We start from the raw sequence: 19478 nt of genomic DNA, 5'->3' as shown, positions 1-19478 counted from the left end.
AGTTTCAATAAACAGCTTTTAAGGAGTATTCATGAAGCTTGTCAGTTACCTTGTTTCTGGTCGACCAAGTTTTGGTTTATATACTGATCATGGCATCGTAGATTTAGGCCAAAAACTAGGCGATAAATATCAAGATCTAAAATCCCTTCTTTCTGATAAAGATGGATTAGCTAACGCAAAAAACTTTTTAGACTCACCTAGTGATATCGATGAACAAGCAATAACTTATTTACCGGTAATTCCAAATCCAAACAAAATTTTGTGTGTAGGAATGAATTATGCGGAAAAACGAGCAGAATTTAATGAAACTAGTTCTGCCCCAACTTTATTTGTTCGTTTTCCTGATTCTCAAACAGGACATAAGACAAATATCATTAAACCAACTATCAGCGATGAACTGGATTATGAAGGCGAATTAGCCATTATTATTGGTAAAGAGGCCTTCCGCATAAAATCAGAAGAAGCCTTATCTTATATCGCAGGCTATAGCTGTTATATGGATGGTTCGATTCGTGACTGGCAATATACTTGGTACACAGCTGGTAAAAATTGGCCAAATACCGGGGCTTTTGGACCATGTTTAACAACTACAGATGAAATACCCGATCCTAAAGCGCTATCAATAGCAACTTATCTGAATGGAAAAGAGATGCAACATGATAGCATCAAGAATTTAGTACATACTGTACCTGATTTAATCTCGTATATTAGTACATTTACTAAATTATCACCGGGTGACGTTATTCTTACTGGATCACCAGGCGGTGTTGGAAAAAAACGAAATCCACCAATATTTATGCACGATGGTGATACCATTGAAGTTGAAATTACCAATATTGGTCGTCTAACTAACTTTATCGTTGAAGAAAAAAGGTAGTTATATGTACGATTTAGTTGATTACAGTGTTGTTGATATATCTAAATCTGAACAAGATTATCAAGCAATTAAGCAATTACTATTGCAATCTGACCTCGATTTAGATCCACAAGTAACAACTTTCATTGTTGCAAAACTGAATAATAATTGTATCGCTTGTGCCGGTCTTGATCACAATATTATTAAGTGTGTAGCCATTGATCCTGATTATCGCGGCAACCAACTAAATCTAACTTTAATCGACTATACGATGAAATATGCCAATGACAACGGCTATTTTCATCTATTTTTATATACTAAACCTGAAAATACCGCTTTTTTTAAAGCATGCGGTTTTTATCCTATTGTTGAAATTTCTGATTTAGTCGTATTGATGGAAAACACACCGGTTGGGATTAAACAATATTGTAAACAATTATCGCAATACCAAAAGTCTGGTAACAAAATTGGCAGTATTGTGATGAATGCCAATCCTTTTACTAAAGGTCATCAATATCTTATTGAATTTGCAGCCAATCAATGTGATTGGGTACATGTATTTGTGGTTAATGAAGATGTATCACTGTTTCCGTTTCAGGTACGTTTACAGTTAGTAAAAGATGGCACAAAAGATATTAAAAATGTTACGGTTCATGCCAGTTCGTCATACATTATTTCTAAAGCAACCTTCCCTACTTATTTTTTAAAAGATAAAAGCAAAATTGACTATGCTTATATGGGAATCGATCTGTTAATCTTCCGGAACTATATTGCTCCAGCATTAAATATCACTCACCGTTTTGTTGGTACTGAGCCACATAGTGAAGTAACTAATGCTTATAACAAAGCGATGAAATATTGGTTAGAAGATGACAAAGTTAGTTCGTCATCCAAGATTACTGTCATTGAGGTTGCTCGAAAACTCGAAGAATCAAACATTATATCAGCATCATTAGTGCGAAATTCACTGGCATTAAAAAATTATGAGCAGGTTAAGAAATTAGTTCCTTCAACAACTTGGAATTATATTTCAGCTAATTTGGATAAATTAAATATTTAATTCTTTTCAAAAGGTAAAAACATGAAAATACAAAAAGAAGCCATGGCAGGAACTCTCGAATCCAGCGATTTGTTAGTTAAAGTCATGCCAAATACTGGCATCGAAATTGTTATTAATAGTGATGTAAATAAACAATTTGGCGATCAAATTCGCGCTGTGGTTAATAACACATTAAATGAACTTAACTTAACTGATGGTTTAATCATTATTGACGATAAAGGTGCTTTAGATTGTGCAATAAAAGCACGGGTACAATGTGCTGTGTTACGCGGTGCAGAAGAAACTGAATTAGATTGGAGTAAATTACTATGAAAAAATTACGTCGCAGTATGCTGTTTCTTCCAGGTGCAAATGCAGCAATGTTATCTACATCTTTTGTCTATAAACCAGACTCAATTATGTTTGATCTTGAAGATGCTGTGTCTATCAAAGAAAAAGATTCAGCACGTCTACTCGTCGCGCAAACATTAAAATTACCTGTTTATAAAGAACATGGCATTGAAACTGTAGTTAGAATTAATGCATTAAATACACCATTTGGTCTTAAAGACTTAGAAGCCGTTGTGCGAGCTGGTGTTGATGTTGTTCGCTTACCAATGACCAATAGTGCTGAAGATATTCATGAACTTGAAGCGCATGTTGAACGAATTGAAAAAGAGTGTGGCCGAGAAGTGGGTAGCACTAAATTAATGGCTGCTATTGAATCAGCTCAAGCAGTAGTTAATGCAGTATCCATTGCCAAATCATCGCCACGTTTAATTGGTATCGCTCTTGCAGCATTTGATTATCTAGTAGATATGCAAACAGAACGCGGGGATGGTACTGAACTATTTTATGCACGCTGTGCTGTTTTACATGCTGCTCGTGTAGCCGGTATTGATGCTTTTGATGTTGTTTATTCAAATGTTAATGATGATGAAGGCTTTTTAAAAGAAGTCAGCCTAATTAAAAAATTAGGATACAACGGTAAATCATTGATTAATCCACGACAAATTGAGCTATTACATAATGCTTATGCACCTACTGCTAGTGAAGTAGAAAATGCTAAAAAAGTCGTTGAAGCCGCTGAAGAAGGTGAAAGAAAAGGGCTTGGAGTTGTTTCTTTAAATGGCAAAATGATTGATGCACCAATTATTGCTCGTGCGCAAAAAATCATTGAACTAGCTAAATACTCCGGTGTACGTAAAGAAATTTGATAGGATTGAAACATGACAACTTCTATAAACCAAAAAATTGCTGATTTATTAAAACAGCATCCTGATCTTAAAAATATCACACCATTTATTGATGCTAATGCAACCACACCTTATCTAAAAGATGAGTCTAAATATACCCGTAAATTGTGTGAGTCAATTGAGCAAGCAATAGAAAAGTGTGAACTTCGTGATGGAATGACTATCTCTTTTCACCACGCATTTCGTGAAGGCGATAAAGTTATCAACAAAGTTGTTGAAACCATTAGTAAATTAGGTATTAAGAACCTTACATTAGCTTCAAGCTCATTATTAAGCTGTAACGCAGCATTGATTCCTCACATTGAGTCTGGTGTAATTACTAAAATCTATACCTCAGGATTACGAGGAAAATTAGCTGATGCGATTTCACACGGCCTGATGGAAAATCCGGTACATATCCATTCTCACGGTGGTCGAGTCAAATTAATCCAAAGCGGAGAAATTAATATTGATATCGCATTCTTAGCTGTATCAACTGCTGACGAACAAGGTAATGCTAATGGCGTCTCAGGTAAATCACAATGTGGCGCCCTTGGTTATGCTATGGTTGATGCTCAATTTGCTAAGAAAGTGGTTTTACTTACTGAAGATATTGTTGGTTATCCTAACCATCCAGCAAGTATCCGCCAAGATCAAGTTGACTATATTGTTAAAGTTGACGAAGTTGGTGATCCAACTAAAATTAGCGTTGGTGCAGCACGTATTACCAGTAACCCTAGAGAATTAATGATTGCACGCTATGCCGCTGATGTTATCGAAAATTCAGGTTATTTTAAAGATGGATTCTCAATTCAGACTGGTTCTGGCGCATCATCAACTGCAGCGACACGCTTTCTAGAAAATCGGATGCGAGCGAAAAATATCACAGCATCATTTGCTCTAGGTGGTATCACAGCCAGTATCGTCGATCTTCATGAAAAAGGCTTAGTAAAACGTTTACTTGATACACAAAGTTTTGATGGAGCTGCAGGACAATCTTTAGGTAAGAATAAAGATCATATTGAAGTTTCAACCAACGTTTACGCTAATCCAGCCTCAAAAGGAGCAAGTGTTGATGAATTAGATATTGTCATTCTTAGCGCACTCGAAGTAGATTTAGATTTCAACGTTAATGTACTAACAGGATCTGATGGTGTTATGCGTGGTGCATCCGGTGGTCACTGTGATACAGCCGCTGGAGCAAATCTAACTATTATCGTTGCGCCACTAATTCGTAGCCGAATTCCAACGGTAATAAGAAAAGTAACGACAATTGTCACACCAGGAGAAAGTGTAGATGTGTTAGTCACTGACCATGGTATAGCGGTAAATCCTGCTCGTCCTGAAATCGCAGAACGATTAAAAGCGGCTAATTTACCCGTAATGACTATTGAAGAACTTTATCAACGTGCTATTGCATTAACAGGTGAACCAAAACCAATTGAATTTAACGATAAAATTGTTGGGATTGTTCACTTCCGTGATGGCTCAATTATTGATGTTGTTCGTCAAGTCAAAGACTAATTAACTTTGTAATAGTAATAGCATAACAAAATTCTTAGTTATGCTATTACTCAACATCATTATGAATAATCCAACATTAAGATTCGACGATGGTATTAACATAACGCTTGAGCAAATGTTAATAGCCAAAGAAAACCGTGTAAACAATCAGCAACAAGTTTTTGAGCAATACCCTTATCCGCTAATATCATTAAGTTTAGTAATACCTGGACCAATCAAGAAAAGTAGTGGCACTGTATTCTTATTTAATGAAGCTGTACAAGCTATCCATCAGATGTTAAACCAACATAATATTTCTATTATCCATGAAAAATTTTATGAAAGCATAACTGGTGATGAAGCATTATTATCAATTGATTATAACGTTGATATACTTAAACAACTGTGTATAAAAATTGAGGAGAGGCATTTTTTAGGACGATTATGGGATATTGATGTCATTGACCCTATTACACAAAAAAGTATTTCTCGGTCTAAATTCGAACATCATTCTCGACAATGTTTAGTTTGCCATGATAATGCTAAAATTTGTGGTCGTAGTAAAAGGCATTCCATTAAAGAAATCCTCAGTGCCATTGCCAATAAAGTCAATGATTATCGAAATAATTAAACGAGCTTAAATATATAGCTATCTATATTAATAGAGTCGAAAAATAAACTATTTTCCAACTCTATTGATAAATTGATGACGGTTAAATATTTGCTAACGCTTGCTCTAAATCACCAATCAGATCATCGATATCCTCGAGACCCACAGAAATACGTAATAATTGATCGGATATACCCGCTGTTTTACGTGCTTCAGCACTAATTCCTGAATGGGTCATTGTAGCTGGATGACATATTAAACTTTCTACGCCACCAAGTGATTGCGCTAAGGTAAAAATATTCAGCGCATCTAGGAATTTAGGCATATCATCGGCAGCACAAGCTAATTCAAAACTCAACAGTGAACCAAAGCCTTTTTGTTGTTTTTTGGCAATGTCATGACCTAAATTTGTTGGTAACGAAGGATGAAAAACTTTAGCAATTTTAGGATGATTAACTAAAAATTCAACGACTTTTTCTGCATTTTCTTGTTGTAATCTAACTCTTGCAGTGAGGGTTCTTAAACCACGTAATAATAAATAACTATCAAATGATGAAGTTGATGTTCCGATATTATTTGCCCACCACAATACATCTGTAGCTAATTGTTGATCTTTAAATACTACTATTCCGGCTAATAGATCTGAGTGGCCATTTAGAAATTTAGTACAAGAGTGACTAACAATATCAGCCCCTAATTCCAGTGGTTTTTGTAAAATTGGTGTCATAAAGGTATTATCAACCAGAACTAACGCACCAACCTCATGCGCCTGACGTGCAATATCAGCAATATCAACGACTCTTAATAATGGATTACTTGGCGATTCAATCAATACTAATTTAGGTTTTAAATTCAGCACTTCTTTTAAAGCGATAGGATCGGATTGGTCTACAAATTTGGTTTTAAAATAACCTTTTTGACTCAAGCTGTTAAATAATCGATAACTACCGCCATAACAATCATGAGGAGCAACAACGGTATCATTTGGGCCAAGTAAGGCTACACTGACTAGATGTATTGCTGACATACCGCAATTAGTTAAAATGGCATCGGCACCACCTTCTAATTTCGCTACCGTTTCCTCAACTAATCGTCTACTTGGATTAGATTTGCGACCATAATCAAATTTCCTTGGTGTTGCAAATGATTGATAGCGATAACACGTTGAAGGCGTAATAACAGGAACTACGCTACCAAATTGGTCATCTGTATTTAATCCACCACGAACAGCAATAGTATCTTGGCTAAGATTTTTAGATTTATGAGCCATAATAACCTTCCTACAAACCATTTTATTTATTTTTAGATTTTAGTTGTATAAGAATAACACAATAAAAAAAGACGTCAACATGTCTAGACGTCTAACTATCTTGGTGTATAGATTGCAGCTAAGCAAAAAAAACGCTAAAATTATCCACATTATTTGTGATGTAATTGATTTGGTGAATAAATGATGGAATGGAACGGCGATTATATTAGCCCTTATGCTGAGCATGGTAAAAAAAGCGAACAAGTAAAAAAAATTACAGTCTCAATTCCGTTAAAAGTATTAAAAATATTAACTGATGAGCGAACTAGACGACAAGTCAATAATTTACGTCATGCAACGAATAGTGAACTTTTATGTGAAGCTTTTCTACACGCTTATACTGGTCAACCATTGCCTTGTGATGAAGATTTACAGAAAGATCATGAAGATGGCATTCCGTTACAAGCGCAGAAAATGATGCGAGCTTTAGGTATAGATCCTGATTTAATTGATGAATGATTTAATCATAGATACAAAAAAGGCGCCTAAAGCGCCTTTTTTACAACGTAAAAATTAGTAAAACTATTTTTTACCACCAACCATTGCAAAACGTTGTTTAAATTTATCAACACGTCCGCCAGTTGCTACATCACGTTGTTTACCTGTATAGAACGGGTGACATTCACCACATACGTCAAGATGAATATCATGACCAACAGTTGAATGAGTTTCAATTTTGTTACCACAAGAACAAGTTGCTGTAATTGCAGTGTATTCTGGATGGATACCTTCTTTCATAATAAACCTCTAAAGTTTGTTCGTATCGCTATATAAATGGCTTAATCGCAAAATCTATACACCATACGAGTGTTAAATAACATGATAAGGGTGCGAATTATACGTCCTATATCAAAGATAATCAAGTAATAAAAGGCCAATCTAAACCGGCAATTGACCAATAGTGATTTGCAACTGAATCTTTTCACCATTGCGTAAGACAATTATGGGGACGATTGTTCCCGGTTTCAACTCAGCAATTTGATCCATGGTTTCAACAATCGATTTTACTGGCTTATTATCAACCATTATTAAAATATCATTAGCTTGTACACCAGCCTGCAAAGAAGGCCCTTCAGCATTAGTGACTAAAATACCTAACACTTTCGGCAGATCACTTGTATTTTGTGTTGGTGCAAATTCTAAACCATCAATGCCAATATAGCCTCGAATCACTTTGCCATCTTGAATTAATTTATTCATTATTTTAACAGCTAATGCAGTTGGAATGGCAAAACCAATACCTTCCGGCACATCATTACCTAGATTTTTGGCAAATGTCAGAGTGTTAATACCCATCAATTCACCTTTAGTGTTAACTAAAGCACCTCCAGAATTACCATGATTGATGGAAGCATCTGTTTGGATAAAATTTTGTCGACGATATGGACTGAGTCCATCACGACCAGTAGCACTAATGATACCTTGAGTAATAGTTTGCCCGATGTTATAAGGGTTGCCAATGGCTAAGACGACATCACCAATTTTCGGATCGCGGGAAGAATTAATCGGTATTCTTGGAAGATTAGATGCTTCGATTTTTAATACAGCAATATCAACTAATTTATCGGAACCAACAGGTAATGCAGCAAAAATCCGCCCATCTTGCAAAGCAACAATAATTTGTTCTGCTCCATCAACAACATGATAATTGGTAACGATATAACCAAGCTCACTCATAATAACACCAGAACCCAACGGTGTTATTGGACTATCTTGTGATTGTTTAGGTACAGAATTAATTGAGCGACTATAAATATTTACCACGGCTGGTGCGGCTATCTTTACTGCATTTGAATAACTCATAGGTTCATCATTAAAAATAGATCTTGAAAAATCAGATTGCGTTCCATTTCTTAAAGAAGGAAAAATAATGAGTAACACTATCGCTAAAACAGCACCAATTAATATTGGCCATAGAATTTTTTTAAGCATAATGGTCACTAGTAGGATGAGAATGATTAATAGGATTTTATCATATATAACGAAGGGTTAAAAAGGCGTTTTCGTCGATGCTAAGCACCGACGATATCTAGCTAAATAATTAACGTAAAATGAGATAAAGACGACTATCGCCTCTAACAATATTTAAAGCAATAGCAGAAGGATTGCTATCAATAATTGTACGTAAATCAGAAATACTATTCACTCTCGCTTTATTTACACCAGTGATTAAATCACCTTCTTGTAAACTTAATCGAGATGCAGGTGAATTTTTAGCAATACTTTCAATCAGCACACCTTTTTGGCCTTTTACCTCACCATTAGCTAAAGTTGCACCATCTAGAGCTGGATAAAGAGATTTTGCTTGAGTAGTTGATTCATCACTGTTTTTTAATTTCACCTCAACAGAAATTTCTTTTCCATCTCGAATAATACCTAACTTAACAGTACGACCAGCGCCCGTTGTGGCAATTTTAGCGCGTAACTCAGCAAAGCTCTCAACGGGTTTACCATCCATTGAGATGATTATATCTCCTGATTTTATACCAGCTTCTTGGGCTGCTGAATCAGCAATAACTTCACTAACAAAAGCACCTTTCTGTACTTCAAGATCAAAAGCTTTCGCGATATCGGAAGTTAATTCGTTACCTTTGATACCTAAAACCCCTCGTTTGACTTCACCATATTCAATAAGTTGAGAAGTTAAACTTTTAACCATATTGCTCGGTATCGCAAAACCAATACCTACATTACCACCACTTGGCGCAATAATAGCAGTGTTAATGCCAACGAGTTCACCATTCAAATTAACTAAAGCGCCACCAGAATTACCTTGGTTAATGGAAGCATCAGTTTGGATAAAGTTCTCAAATCCATTCATGTTTAGCCCACTACGAGCTAGTGCTGAAATAATACCTGATGTTACTGTTTGACCAATTCCAAATGGATTACCAATCGCAACAACATAATCACCTACTCTAGTTTTATCTGAATCAGCAATTTTAATTGCAGTTAATCTGCTAGCATCATCAACTTTTAACAATGCAATATCACTTTGTGGATCCCTACCGATTAATTTAGCTTGATATTCATGACCGTCATTTAACGAAACAGTAATTTTATCTGCATTATCAATAACATGATTATTAGTAACAATATACCCTTTTTCGGCATCAATAATTACACCAGAGCCTAATCCCGAAAATGATCTAGACTGACTATCAGGATAACCAAAAAAGCGTCTAAACTCTTCTGGCATATTACTTTGCATTTTTGCTGTGCCTTCAACTTTTATACTTACAACCGAAGGTAATACTGTTTCTAACATTGGTGCCAATGTAGGCTGTTGCGGTTGTGAATTATTATCTGTAGGAATAAATGGAAAAGCAGCATAAGCATTCGGTAATGTAGCTAAACTTAAACCTAAACTTAAGGCAATAATACTTAATAAATTTTTTGGTTTACATAAAGAATGACTCATTATAAAACTCTCTTATTTAACGGATTTAATATTTACAATATAAATCTGATTAATATTATCTTATCAAAAAGTATTTAAAATTAATCATGGTTTAATATCTTCACTTTTGAATAATCCAGATGGGTTATCTGAATAATCTTTGGGCTGTTTTTCAAGCGTTAATTCTTGTTTAACGCTGATGTCATTATTTGACTCTAAATCAATAATAGGCATATTCTCGTTATTTACAAATTGACCTGAACTTTCAGCAATGTGTTGATATAATCGACGAAATTCTTTAGCCATATTATCTAAAATCTCAGCACTATGTGAAAAATGCTTAACCATCATTTGTTTCTGTGAAGCTAACTCTTCTTGAGCTTGCTCTAATTCGCGTTGAGCTTTGATATATTTACGCCCTTTTGGCGAAATAAAATTCATGAAAATCATGCCTAAAATAAATCCAATTACTAGGCCAATGATGATATAAGTCATCATGTTATTATCCATATTTCACTCCTTATAGCTTTTAATTATATAACTTAAACATATTATTTGGTTTATTTTGCATGGTTCGCAAGTTTAATCAATTGTTTTTTCAATTTATCTGGTGCTTGTTCTGCAACTGCATTTAAATATATTGCTGTTTGCTTACTAATCACATTACTAATTTTAACATTCTTGGCTGACAAAATTACTGATTGCGAATAATTAGTTGCTATAGTCGGATTAATTTTATATTGGATAGAAGATAAAGATGGTAAAATTTTTTGGCGTATCCCAGATAATAAGTTACCTTGTTCGTACTTCAGTCTTGTCAACCAACTGGCCGAACTGACTTCAAGAATAAGCACACCTTGACGATAATTAGCAACCCGATATTGCTGATTTAATGGCGTTGGAAGTAATTCATCAATAACTTTGGTCAATTGACTTAAAGCGACAGCTCTTTCCTTTAATTTTGATAATAATGCCCCTTGTGACAACAAAGAGGTCAACACTTTTGGTTCATTATCACGCATAATTCAGGCTATCCTTACTTCTTGCTAAAATTAATAGCAACTAACTCAACCATAAACATTTTTATGCCAAATAATTTACCTTATCTAATTAAAAATGTCCTGTAAAAAAATAATATTTACAGTTTTTTTGTATTATCAGAAAACAATAGAAAGACTAAACCAAATAATTGAACTCGCTCGAATAATAAATAGGTAGAATCAAAAATTTTGATTCTACCTATTCTAGTTTACTGATTATTGATTAATTATCTAATTAATAATTAATTATAAACTTTATTTTCTCGAATAAATATCCAAAGCACAATTGCTCCAATTACATCAAAGAAAGCTAACGCAATAAAGAATGGACCAAAACCAATTATGCCAACAAATGCACCGATGAAAAGGTTAAATATTAACTGTCCTGTCCAAGCACAAGCGCCAGCCATTCCAACTGCTGTAGCAACTTGATTTTTCTTAAATAAATCACCACCTAAAGTTGATGCAACAGTAGATAATAATTGATGAGAGAAACCACCAAGACTAATTAAGAATACAGCTAAGTATGGATTTTCAACAATACTAACAAAACCGATTGTCATCATTAATACTGCACCGATCGTAAAGGTAATCAATCTCGAATTGATTAATGATATTCCACGGTCATTAAAGAACTTCGCTACAAAACCACTAGCTAAACAGCCGAGATCAGCCATCAAAAATGGTAACCAAACAAACATGGCAATTTCTTTTAAACTAAAATGCAATGTTTCAACAAAGAAGATTGGTACCCAAAAATTGATTGTTCCCCACGCTGGATCAGCAAGAAAACGAGCAATACCAATACCCCAAAAATTACGCTGAGTAAGGATTGTTTTAAGGGATGCTTTTTCCTGTTTGTTATCGCTGTCTAAATATTTCTCTTGTCCAGCCTCAATATACTCTCTTTCTTCTGCAGATAGTCTTTTTGAATCTTTAGGATCACGATAAAAAATAAACCATGCTAGAGCAGCAATTAATGCTAATGATCCTGAAACAACAAAAGCAAATTCCCAACCTTGGAATAAAATACACCAAGCAATCAATGGTGGAGCAAGCATCGCACCAAATGAGGTCCCCATATTAAACACACCTGACGCAATGCCTCGTTCTTTTGCTGGAAACCATATAGATGCGGTTTTTATTCCTGCAGGAATAGCCGATGCTTCACTAAAGCCCATTACTCCGCGCATGAAAGCTAAACCTTGCCATGTACCAGTTAAAGCATGGCCCATAGTTGCTAGTCCCCAAATTACTGCACAGATAGCAAATCCAAGTCTTAGACCAATTGTATCAATAAAAAAGCCCATAATAGGTTGACCAATAGTATAGGCCAACTGGAATGCACTCACTATCCAAGAATATTGCTCTTTAGTAATACCAGTGGTTTCTAAAATTGTCGGTGCAGCAACACCTAATGCAGTTCGATCTAGATAATTGATAATAGTAATAGCACAAACAAGTAAAATCATGCACCATCTAAACTTTGGTATTTTTCTCATTTTATTTCCTTCATCCTATTTAATGTTAATTTGAATTATTGCTATTTAGAAAAATAATGACTTGCATTGTTAAAACAAATATTTCTAATCATATTGCCAACTAAATCAAAATCAGCAGGAATTTCGCCATTTTCCATCCAATGTCCCACCATATTGCAAAGGATTCGCCTAAAATATTCATGTCTGGTAAAGGATAAGAAACTACGAGAATCAGTTAACATACCAACAAATTGACTTAATAATCCCATTTGAGAAAGTTGCATAATTTGGCGTTCCATGCCATCTTTCTGGTCATTGAACCACCAACCAGATCCAAATTGAATTTTTCCTGCAATGCCTGAACCTTGAAAGTTACCAGCCATAGTAGCTAACACTTCATTGTCACGAGGGTTTAGGCAATATAAAATAGTTTTCGGTAATTCATCAGTTAAGTCTAAAATACCTAATAATGAAGAGAGTGGTTCGGCAATTGGTCTATCGCCAATCGAATCAAATCCAGCATCAGGGCCTAGTAATTTAAACATTCTTTGATTATTATTACGTAGCGCACCTAAGTGTAATTGCATTACCCAATTGCGTTTATGATATTGCTTACCTAACCAAACCAATACCGCAGTACTAAATTGAGCAATTTCTAATTCAGAAAGGGATTGATTAGCAAGGCGTTTTGTTATTATTTGATCAAGCTGTTTTCCGGTAGGAATGTCGGCATAACGTAAAATTTCTATACCGTGATCTGATGCTTCACAGCCATGCTGTTCAAAATGATCTAGGCGTTTGGTTAATGCACAAAGTAGTTTGTCAAAATTATCAATTTCAATATCCGTAACTTTGCCTAATTCAGTAATGTACTCAACAAAACCAGCCAATTCTATTTTGAAGACTTTATCTGGCCTCCAGCTAGGCCTTACTTTAGTCTGAAATGAGGTATCTAATGCAATTTGTTTATGATATTCAAGTGAATCGATGGGATCATCAGTTGTACCAACGGCTTTAACATTCATTTGAGTTAAAATACCGCGAGTAGAAAACTCAGCTGTTGCTAATTTAGCATTAGCTTCAGCCCATATTTGATCAGCTGTTTTTTCATTAAGAATAATATTTTTTATACCAAATGGTCTCTTTAACTCTAAATGGGTCCAATGATAAATAGGATTTCCTAGTGTTAAAGGAACAACTTTTGCCCATGTAAGATATTTTTCATAATCAGATGCAGTACCAGTTATAAATTTTTCATCGACACCAGCTGTTCGCAATACTCGCCATTTATAATGGTCGCCAGCTAACCAAATTTCAGTTAAATTACCGAAATTTTTATTCTCAGCGATATCTTTTGGTGGTAAATGGCAATGATAATCATATATAGGTTGATCTTTAGCATAATCAAAATAAAGCTTTTGTGCTGCATCAGTTTGTAACAAAAAGTTATCATCTAAAAATTTTTTCATACTCTAAAGTCCAATTTAAAAAAATAAATCCTGAATAGTTTGTTTTGCACCTTTCTCCATTAAACAAAGATAATGTTGAGTTACTTTATCTTTAAATAATGAATTATTTGGTAGATCAGATCCAAAAACAGCGTCTAAAGTTAATAAAGCATTGACTCGCCCAATACCATCATCACTGGCGGTTACTAGTTTTTTTAACTCATCCACCATTGGGTCACGAAGATCGATTATTTGTTTATGATCATCAATACCACCAACATAACGAATCCAGCCAGCCACACCTAAAGCAAGTAAAGAAAAATCAGAATTATGTTTGATATGCCAACGAATTGAATCAAGTAAACGTTGTGGTAGTTTTTGCGTTCCATCCATGGCTATTTGCCATGTTCGATGTTTTAGTGATGGATTACTAAATCTTTCAATCAATTTTTCAGCATATTGCTGTAAATTAACCTGTGGTGGAACATTTAAAGTTGGAGCTTGTTGTTGTAGCATTAATGATAAAGTTGCCTGTTTATAAGCCTCATCATTCATACAATCATTAATATTCTCATAACCAGCTAAATAACCTAAATATGCTAAGAATGAATGGCTACCATTTAACATTCGAAGTTTCATTTCTTCATATGGGACAACATTATCAACAAATTCAGCGCCAACTTCATTCCAATTAGGTCGAGTAGTAACAAAATTATCTTCAATAACCCATTGAATAAATGGTTCACAAGCTATACCACAAGGATCAAACATACCGCCTAGTACATCTTGAATTTCTGTTAATGTTTCGGCTGTCGCAGCTGGTACAATACGATCAACCATGGTACAAGGGAAAGTGGTGTTGGTTTCAATCCATTGGGCTAACTCTGGATCACGTGCATTTGCTAAGTCTAGAATCGCTTTTTTTAATACCAAACCATTTTCAGGCATATTATCACATGATAAAGCAGTAAATGATTTTAAACCTCGTTGCATCCGTCTATATAAGGCCTCAACAATCACGCCAGGAGCTGACATAGGTTTAGTTGGCGAACTCAGATCAGATTTAATTAATTGATTATTTAAATCCAAGCCAGCACCACCTGGTAACATACAATAACCTTTTTCGGTTACCGTCAATGAAACAATCTCGATTACCGGATCAGCCATTTTTTCTAAAATAGCTTCAATACCATCTATTGGCGCTAATAATGATTCTTTCACACTGCCAATAATATAGGCTTGTTTAGACGTTGCACCTTTTTCTAAAACCGTATAGAGATGATCTTGTTTTCGAATATCATTAATAAGCTCTTCACCGCCAACAATATTCACCTCACAAATGGCCCAATCACTGTTACCTTTATTTAACAGACGATCAGTAAATAATGCCTGATGAGCTCGATGAAAAGCCCCAAAACCTATATGTACAATCCGCGCTACCATTTTTTCTCGATCATATAAAGGTTTGTGTTCGATTGATTGGGGAGTATTTGATAAATTTAACATGTAACACACCATTATTAACTAGTTGACAGTATTTATTGGTTAGACATATTTTCATTTGTTGATAAAATTTTCACCTTTATTTTTTTATTTTTGTGACGAGCATCACATTTTTTGGTTTATATTATGAGTTATTTTGCAAAAAAACACTATAATACCGAAAAATATTGGTAAACCAATATAAAAACTGAAACGACTTTCTGTTATTATAGGCTTAGAGGAGTTGTAATAATTAGCGTATAATTATCTACATTAAACTTTAAAGTATTCTAAGGACTATAGATTATGCCAAGGGTCAATCGACTTTATCAAGAAATTGGTAATGAGTTGAAATCATTATTAAAAAGTGGAACTTTTAAAATTGGTGATCGGCTCCCACCAGAAAGAGACATTGCTGAAACTTTTAATGTCAGTAGAACAGTAGTTCGTGAAGCGTTGATTATGCTAGAACTTGAAAATTTAGTTGCAGTAAAAAAAGGCTCCGGTGTTTATGTAATTGGTTTACCTGATGAAGTCTTATCTGAAAAAGATAGAAAAATTGAAGAAGAAGATTTAGGTCCATTTGAATTATTACAAGCTAGACAATTAATTGAAAGCAATATTGCCGCTTTTGCTGCTTCACAGATTGTCAAAGCAGATATTGTTGAATTAAGAGCAATATTGGAACAAGAACGGAAAATATTAGAACAAGAAGTTCTTGATGACTATAGTGCTGATGAAATGTTTCATATTGCTATAGCACGAGCTACCAAAAATTCTGTACTTGAACGTTTATTGACAGATCTATGGGCTAAACGATCTACAAGTAAAATGTGGGACCAGCTACAAAGTAGAATTACCGATCATAGTTACCGTAAAAAGTGGCTATATGATCATGAAAAAATTCTACAAGCTTTACAGTTAAAAGATGCTATGGCTGCACGCCATGCTATGTGGCAACACTTAGAAAATGTTAAACAAACATTAATGACTGTTTCTGACAGTGAAGATCCAAATTTTGATGGTTATTTATTTGACTCTATTCCGGTCACTATTGTTAACCAATAGCTGAAAATATGCATTGTTAATGGATCTTCATTTAAGAATGACTTATTAAATAAAGAATCATTGAGGAGATTTTAGATGGAACAAACAATGCGTTGGTTTGGACCTAGCGACCCAGTATCATTGGATGATATTAGACAATCCGGAGCAACCGGAATTGTTACAGCATTGCACCATATACCTAATGGTGAAGTATGGACTATTGATGAAATTCAAAAGCGAAAAAAAATAATCGAAGATAAGGGCCTCAATTGGTCAGTTGTCGAAAGTATTCCAGTTCATGAAGAGATAAAAACCCATTCAGGTAACGTTGAACAACATATTGCTAATTATCAACAATCTATTCGTAATTTAGCCGCTTGTGGTATTGATACTGTTTGTTACAATTTTATGCCGGTATTAGACTGGACTCGCACCGATCTTGGTTATCAATTACCAGATGGTTCAAGAGCTCTTCGCTTTGATCAAATTGCCTTTGCAGCATTTGATATCCATATTTTACAACGACCTAATGCCGAAAAAGATTATAGTCAAGAAGATATCCTTTCAGCAAAAACTTACTTTGAACAAATGACACAAGCCGATAAAGATAAACTGGTCGCAAACATTATTGCTGGTTTACCTGGCGCTGAAGAAGGTTATTCACTTGATCAGTTTCGAGCTCATCTTGCAACTTATGATGGTATTGATAAAGCTAAATTACGCGAAAACTATGCTTATTTCTTAAAAGCTATTGTACCTGTTGCAGAAGAAGTTGGCGTTGTATTAACTGTTCATCCAGATGATCCTCCTAGACCGATTTTAGGTCTACCTCGCATTGTTTCAACGATTGAAGATATGCAATGGATAAAAGAGACTGTTGATAGTATCCATAATGGTTTTTGCTTTTGTACTGGCTCTTATGGTGTTCGTAGTGATAATGATTTAGTTACTATGGCTGAAAAATTTGCCGATCGAGTTTATTTTATTCATCTACGTGCAACAGTACGTGAAGATAATCCATTATCTTTCCACGAAGGCGATCACCTAGCTGGAGACGTTGATATGTATGGCGTAATAAAAGTACTTATTGCGGAAGAAGAACGTCGCAAAAAGGCTGGCATAAACCGTTTAATACCCGTTCGTCCTGATCATGGTCACCAGATGCTTGATGATCTTAAAAAGAAAACTAATCCAGGTTATTCGGCAATAGGACGCTTAAGAGGTTTAGCTGAAATCCGGGGGGTTGAATACGCAATTAAACGTGCATTTTTCGAATAAAAAATAATTTTTCTGTATTGAAAGCCCTGATTATGGGCTTTTTTTATTTTCCATAATTTACATATAAAAATAGCGTGATATACACGCTATTTTCCTTATATAGTTAGGATGTTTTTACTATAAATAATTATTTTTCAGAATTATCATTGATATCTACTAATTGAAACATTTTTAATCAAATTAAAGAATTAAATTTGCAAGCCAATTTCTTAGTCTATACCTGTTTTCTATTGTTTAAAGTGAATTAATAAAATCCATATTACAATTGGTAAACCAAATATGCTAGTATTTTTAACCAATATATTAAAAATATTTAAAAAATCGCGATACATATCACACATATTTATATAATTGGTACAATAAATTTATAGAGCCAAAAGATAAACCTGTTTAAATTAATAGTTAAATAGCCTAAACAAGAATACCTAATAAAAGCAGTCAATATTTTTGCGTTTATAAGCAATATTACAAAAAATGCTATTAAAGGATTGTGGTTTTGACATAATTTATACTTAACCGCTATACTTAAAGGGATATTTTCTACATCTATATCGTTAAGCAGTTTTTTAATAAGCAGTTTAAACATAAGGGGTGTAATATGGGTATCTTAAATAATATTTTTTCAAAAATATTTCCAAGCGCACAAGCCGCTGTAGGTCATGCTAAAGATGCAGTGAAAGAGCAAGTTGATAAAATCACTGACACAGTAAAAGACAAAACTTCAGATAATACTTCAAGTAATAACACAAATAATAGTAATTCCGATCAAAATCAACAAAACACATCGGACAACAAAGCGCCGATATCTGAGATCGATGTCATGTCAATTTTGGATAATTTGGCTAAAAAATTTCCAGAAAAACTTAATTGGAAAACATCTATTGTTGATTTATTGAAATTATTAGGTATCGATAGTAGTTTAGATGCACGTAAAAAACTCGCCGCCGAACTTGATTATACCGGCAGTACTGACGATACCGCATCGATGAATACATGGTTAATAAAAGAAGTAATGAAGAAAATAGCTGAAAAAGGTGGTAATGTTTCTCATTTATTTTCTTAATCAGAATTGATACGTGATTTGTTATCCACCTGTTTATCAGGTGGATTTTTTTATAGTCAATTAATTAAAACACGCTATTGTTAACAACTTTAAGCTTTAAATGCATGCAAACGATTCATCGCACTTTCAATTCCATCAGTTAATAAAATATTAGTACAATAGACTGATTCATCAATAGCTTTATCAATTAATTCTTGCTCCGGTTTAGAGGGTTTATTTAAGACATAACCAACTACTTTATTTTTATCGCCTGGATGGCCAATGCCAATTCTTAATCGATAGAAATTCAGATTATTGCCAAGTTTACTGGCAATGTCTTTTAAGCCATTATGGCCACCATGACTACCGCCAAATTTTAATTTGGCAATCCCTGGATTAAGATCTAACTCATCATGAGCAATTAATATCTCATCAGGCTTAATTTGATAAAAAGAAGCCATTGCTTGCACTGCTTTACCACTTAAATTCATAAAGGTAGTTGGTACTAACAAACGAACATCATGCCCATTGATGTTAATTCGAGAACTATATCCAAAAAATTTAGGATCATTTTTTAATGGTTGATTATAACGTTCAGCAAGTAAATCAACATACCAAGCTCCCGCATTATGGCGAGTTGCGGCATATTCATTACCCGGATTGGCTAACCCTACAATTAGTTTGATTGTTGACATAATAGTTTAATCG

The 19478-nt window shown here is 34.4% G+C and carries 20 protein-coding genes; 10 read left to right on the top strand and 10 right to left on the bottom strand.

Annotated elements, in window-relative coordinates:
* The first annotated feature begins 31 nt into the window (after nucleotides 1–31).
* The 6 genes from RAM17_RS03930 to citX are packed head-to-tail and all read left to right on the top strand — an operon-like array spanning nucleotide 32 to nucleotide 5264.
* The gene (locus RAM17_RS03930) at nucleotides 32–877 is read left to right on the top strand and encodes a fumarylacetoacetate hydrolase family protein (RefSeq protein WP_110448439.1); all 846 of its coding nucleotides are present in this window, start codon (nucleotides 32–34) and stop codon (nucleotides 875–877) included.
* Nucleotides 878–881: 4 nt separating this feature from the next.
* Entirely contained in the window at nucleotides 882–1916 is a 1035-nt protein-coding gene (gene citC, locus RAM17_RS03925) for a [citrate (pro-3S)-lyase] ligase (protein ID WP_110448440.1), read from the top strand.
* 21 nt (nucleotides 1917–1937) lie between these two features.
* Nucleotides 1938–2228: a citrate lyase acyl carrier protein gene (gene citD, locus RAM17_RS03920; protein WP_034902004.1), complete on the top strand. Its 291-nt coding sequence runs from the start codon at nucleotides 1938–1940 to the stop codon at nucleotides 2226–2228.
* Nucleotides 2225–3112: a citrate (pro-3S)-lyase subunit beta gene (citE, locus tag RAM17_RS03915; RefSeq protein ID WP_065577565.1), complete on the top strand. Its 888-nt coding sequence runs from the start codon at nucleotides 2225–2227 to the stop codon at nucleotides 3110–3112. Before citD ends, citE begins: the two co-directional genes overlap by 4 nt.
* Nucleotides 3113–3124: 12 nt before the next feature.
* The gene (gene citF, locus RAM17_RS03910; RefSeq protein ID WP_081298768.1) at nucleotides 3125–4654 is read left to right on the top strand and encodes a citrate lyase subunit alpha; all 1530 of its coding nucleotides are present in this window, start codon (nucleotides 3125–3127) and stop codon (nucleotides 4652–4654) included.
* A gap of 40 nt (nucleotides 4655–4694) precedes the next feature.
* Complete coding sequence (gene citX, locus RAM17_RS03905) at nucleotides 4695–5264, top strand: citrate lyase holo-[acyl-carrier protein] synthase (RefSeq protein WP_110448441.1); 570 nt, start codon at nucleotides 4695–4697, stop codon at nucleotides 5262–5264.
* A gap of 82 nt (nucleotides 5265–5346) precedes the next feature.
* Here citX and metB read toward each other — a convergent pair whose 3' ends face one another.
* A complete protein-coding gene (metB, locus tag RAM17_RS03900; RefSeq protein ID WP_110448442.1) occupies nucleotides 5347–6513 on the bottom strand; it encodes a cystathionine gamma-synthase in 1167 nt (388 codons plus the stop codon).
* 180 nt (nucleotides 6514–6693) lie between these two features.
* On the opposite strand from metB, the gene metJ reads away from it, so the two are divergent.
* On the top strand, nucleotides 6694–7011 hold the full coding sequence (gene metJ, locus RAM17_RS03895; protein ID WP_110448443.1) for a met regulon transcriptional regulator MetJ: 318 nt from the start codon (nucleotides 6694–6696) through the stop codon (nucleotides 7009–7011).
* Nucleotides 7012–7074: 63 nt separating this feature from the next.
* On the opposite strand, the gene rpmE is transcribed toward metJ, so the two are convergent.
* The 8 genes from rpmE to RAM17_RS03855 all read right to left on the bottom strand — a co-directional run bounded on the left by rpmE (nucleotide 7075) and on the right by RAM17_RS03855 (nucleotide 15427).
* Nucleotides 7075–7290, bottom strand: a complete 216-nt coding sequence (rpmE, locus tag RAM17_RS03890; RefSeq protein ID WP_110448444.1) for a 50S ribosomal protein L31 — start codon at nucleotides 7288–7290, stop codon at nucleotides 7075–7077.
* A 141-nt stretch (nucleotides 7291–7431) separates the two neighbouring features.
* Nucleotides 7432–8484: an outer membrane-stress sensor serine endopeptidase DegS gene (degS, locus tag RAM17_RS03885; protein WP_110448445.1), complete on the bottom strand. Its 1053-nt coding sequence runs from the start codon at nucleotides 8482–8484 to the stop codon at nucleotides 7432–7434.
* A gap of 109 nt (nucleotides 8485–8593) precedes the next feature.
* The gene (locus RAM17_RS03880; protein ID WP_110448446.1) at nucleotides 8594–9973 is read right to left on the bottom strand and encodes a Do family serine endopeptidase; all 1380 of its coding nucleotides are present in this window, start codon (nucleotides 9971–9973) and stop codon (nucleotides 8594–8596) included.
* An 84-nt stretch (nucleotides 9974–10057) separates the two neighbouring features.
* A complete protein-coding gene (locus RAM17_RS03875) occupies nucleotides 10058–10462 on the bottom strand; it encodes a YhcB family protein (RefSeq protein WP_110448447.1) in 405 nt (134 codons plus the stop codon).
* Between the two features lie 50 nt (nucleotides 10463–10512).
* Nucleotides 10513–10974 (bottom strand): DUF721 domain-containing protein, encoded by a 462-nt coding sequence (locus RAM17_RS03870; RefSeq protein WP_110448448.1) that lies wholly within the window; start codon nucleotides 10972–10974, stop codon nucleotides 10513–10515.
* 260 nt (nucleotides 10975–11234) lie between these two features.
* On the bottom strand, nucleotides 11235–12494 hold the full coding sequence (locus RAM17_RS03865; protein ID WP_110448449.1) for an MFS transporter: 1260 nt from the start codon (nucleotides 12492–12494) through the stop codon (nucleotides 11235–11237).
* Between the two features lie 41 nt (nucleotides 12495–12535).
* A complete protein-coding gene (uxaC, locus tag RAM17_RS03860; protein ID WP_110448450.1) occupies nucleotides 12536–13942 on the bottom strand; it encodes a glucuronate isomerase in 1407 nt (468 codons plus the stop codon).
* Nucleotides 13943–13957: 15 nt separating this feature from the next.
* A complete protein-coding gene (locus RAM17_RS03855) occupies nucleotides 13958–15427 on the bottom strand; it encodes a mannitol dehydrogenase family protein (RefSeq protein ID WP_110448451.1) in 1470 nt (489 codons plus the stop codon).
* Between the two features lie 282 nt (nucleotides 15428–15709).
* Between RAM17_RS03855 and RAM17_RS03850 the strand changes: the two genes are divergently transcribed.
* The 3 genes from RAM17_RS03850 (at nucleotide 15710) to RAM17_RS03840 (ending at nucleotide 18791) form a co-directional block, all read left to right on the top strand.
* Nucleotides 15710–16471, top strand: coding sequence for a GntR family transcriptional regulator (locus RAM17_RS03850; RefSeq protein ID WP_110448452.1), 762 nt, complete (start codon nucleotides 15710–15712; stop codon nucleotides 16469–16471).
* Between the two features lie 75 nt (nucleotides 16472–16546).
* Entirely contained in the window at nucleotides 16547–17728 is a 1182-nt protein-coding gene (gene uxuA, locus RAM17_RS03845) for a mannonate dehydratase (protein ID WP_110448453.1), read from the top strand.
* A gap of 598 nt (nucleotides 17729–18326) precedes the next feature.
* Nucleotides 18327–18791, top strand: coding sequence for a DUF3597 domain-containing protein (locus tag RAM17_RS03840; RefSeq protein WP_110448454.1), 465 nt, complete (start codon nucleotides 18327–18329; stop codon nucleotides 18789–18791).
* Between the two features lie 89 nt (nucleotides 18792–18880).
* On the opposite strand, the gene pth is transcribed toward RAM17_RS03840, so the two are convergent.
* Entirely contained in the window at nucleotides 18881–19465 is a 585-nt protein-coding gene (gene pth, locus RAM17_RS03835) for an aminoacyl-tRNA hydrolase (protein WP_086361658.1), read from the bottom strand.
* Nucleotides 19466–19478: the final 13 nt, after the last annotated feature.

The sequence above is a fragment of the Gilliamella apis genome, assembly GCF_030758615.1.
In the GTDB taxonomy this organism is placed as follows: domain Bacteria; phylum Pseudomonadota; class Gammaproteobacteria; order Enterobacterales; family Orbaceae; genus Gilliamella; species Gilliamella apis_A.
The sequence above is the reverse complement of the archived record's forward strand: the minus strand, read 5'-3'. Positions and strand labels throughout refer to the sequence as shown.

Coding starts and splice junctions, on each gene's coding strand:
- citC (WP_110448440.1), top strand. CDS start 882: ATGTACGATTTAGTTGATTACAGTGTTGTTGATATATCTAAATCTGAA.
- degS (WP_110448445.1), bottom strand. CDS start 8,484: ATGCTTAAAAAAATTCTATGGCCAATATTAATTGGTGCTGTTTTAGCG.
- metJ (WP_110448443.1), top strand. CDS start 6,694: ATGATGGAATGGAACGGCGATTATATTAGCCCTTATGCTGAGCATGGT.
- uxuA (WP_110448453.1), top strand. CDS start 16,547: ATGGAACAAACAATGCGTTGGTTTGGACCTAGCGACCCAGTATCATTG.
- citF (WP_081298768.1), top strand. CDS start 3,125: ATGACAACTTCTATAAACCAAAAAATTGCTGATTTATTAAAACAGCAT.
- RAM17_RS03855 (WP_110448451.1), bottom strand. CDS start 15,427: ATGTTAAATTTATCAAATACTCCCCAATCAATCGAACACAAACCTTTA.
- RAM17_RS03840 (WP_110448454.1), top strand. CDS start 18,327: ATGGGTATCTTAAATAATATTTTTTCAAAAATATTTCCAAGCGCACAA.
- RAM17_RS03930 (WP_110448439.1), top strand. CDS start 32: ATGAAGCTTGTCAGTTACCTTGTTTCTGGTCGACCAAGTTTTGGTTTA.
- uxaC (WP_110448450.1), bottom strand. CDS start 13,942: ATGAAAAAATTTTTAGATGATAACTTTTTGTTACAAACTGATGCAGCA.
- metB (WP_110448442.1), bottom strand. CDS start 6,513: ATGGCTCATAAATCTAAAAATCTTAGCCAAGATACTATTGCTGTTCGT.
- RAM17_RS03870 (WP_110448448.1), bottom strand. CDS start 10,974: ATGCGTGATAATGAACCAAAAGTGTTGACCTCTTTGTTGTCACAAGGG.
- pth (WP_086361658.1), bottom strand. CDS start 19,465: ATGTCAACAATCAAACTAATTGTAGGGTTAGCCAATCCGGGTAATGAA.
- RAM17_RS03865 (WP_110448449.1), bottom strand. CDS start 12,494: ATGAGAAAAATACCAAAGTTTAGATGGTGCATGATTTTACTTGTTTGT.
- citD (WP_034902004.1), top strand. CDS start 1,938: ATGAAAATACAAAAAGAAGCCATGGCAGGAACTCTCGAATCCAGCGAT.
- RAM17_RS03850 (WP_110448452.1), top strand. CDS start 15,710: ATGCCAAGGGTCAATCGACTTTATCAAGAAATTGGTAATGAGTTGAAA.
- RAM17_RS03875 (WP_110448447.1), bottom strand. CDS start 10,462: ATGGATAATAACATGATGACTTATATCATCATTGGCCTAGTAATTGGA.
- citE (WP_065577565.1), top strand. CDS start 2,225: ATGAAAAAATTACGTCGCAGTATGCTGTTTCTTCCAGGTGCAAATGCA.
- rpmE (WP_110448444.1), bottom strand. CDS start 7,290: ATGAAAGAAGGTATCCATCCAGAATACACTGCAATTACAGCAACTTGT.
- RAM17_RS03880 (WP_110448446.1), bottom strand. CDS start 9,973: ATGAGTCATTCTTTATGTAAACCAAAAAATTTATTAAGTATTATTGCC.
- citX (WP_110448441.1), top strand. CDS start 4,695: ATGCTATTACTCAACATCATTATGAATAATCCAACATTAAGATTCGAC.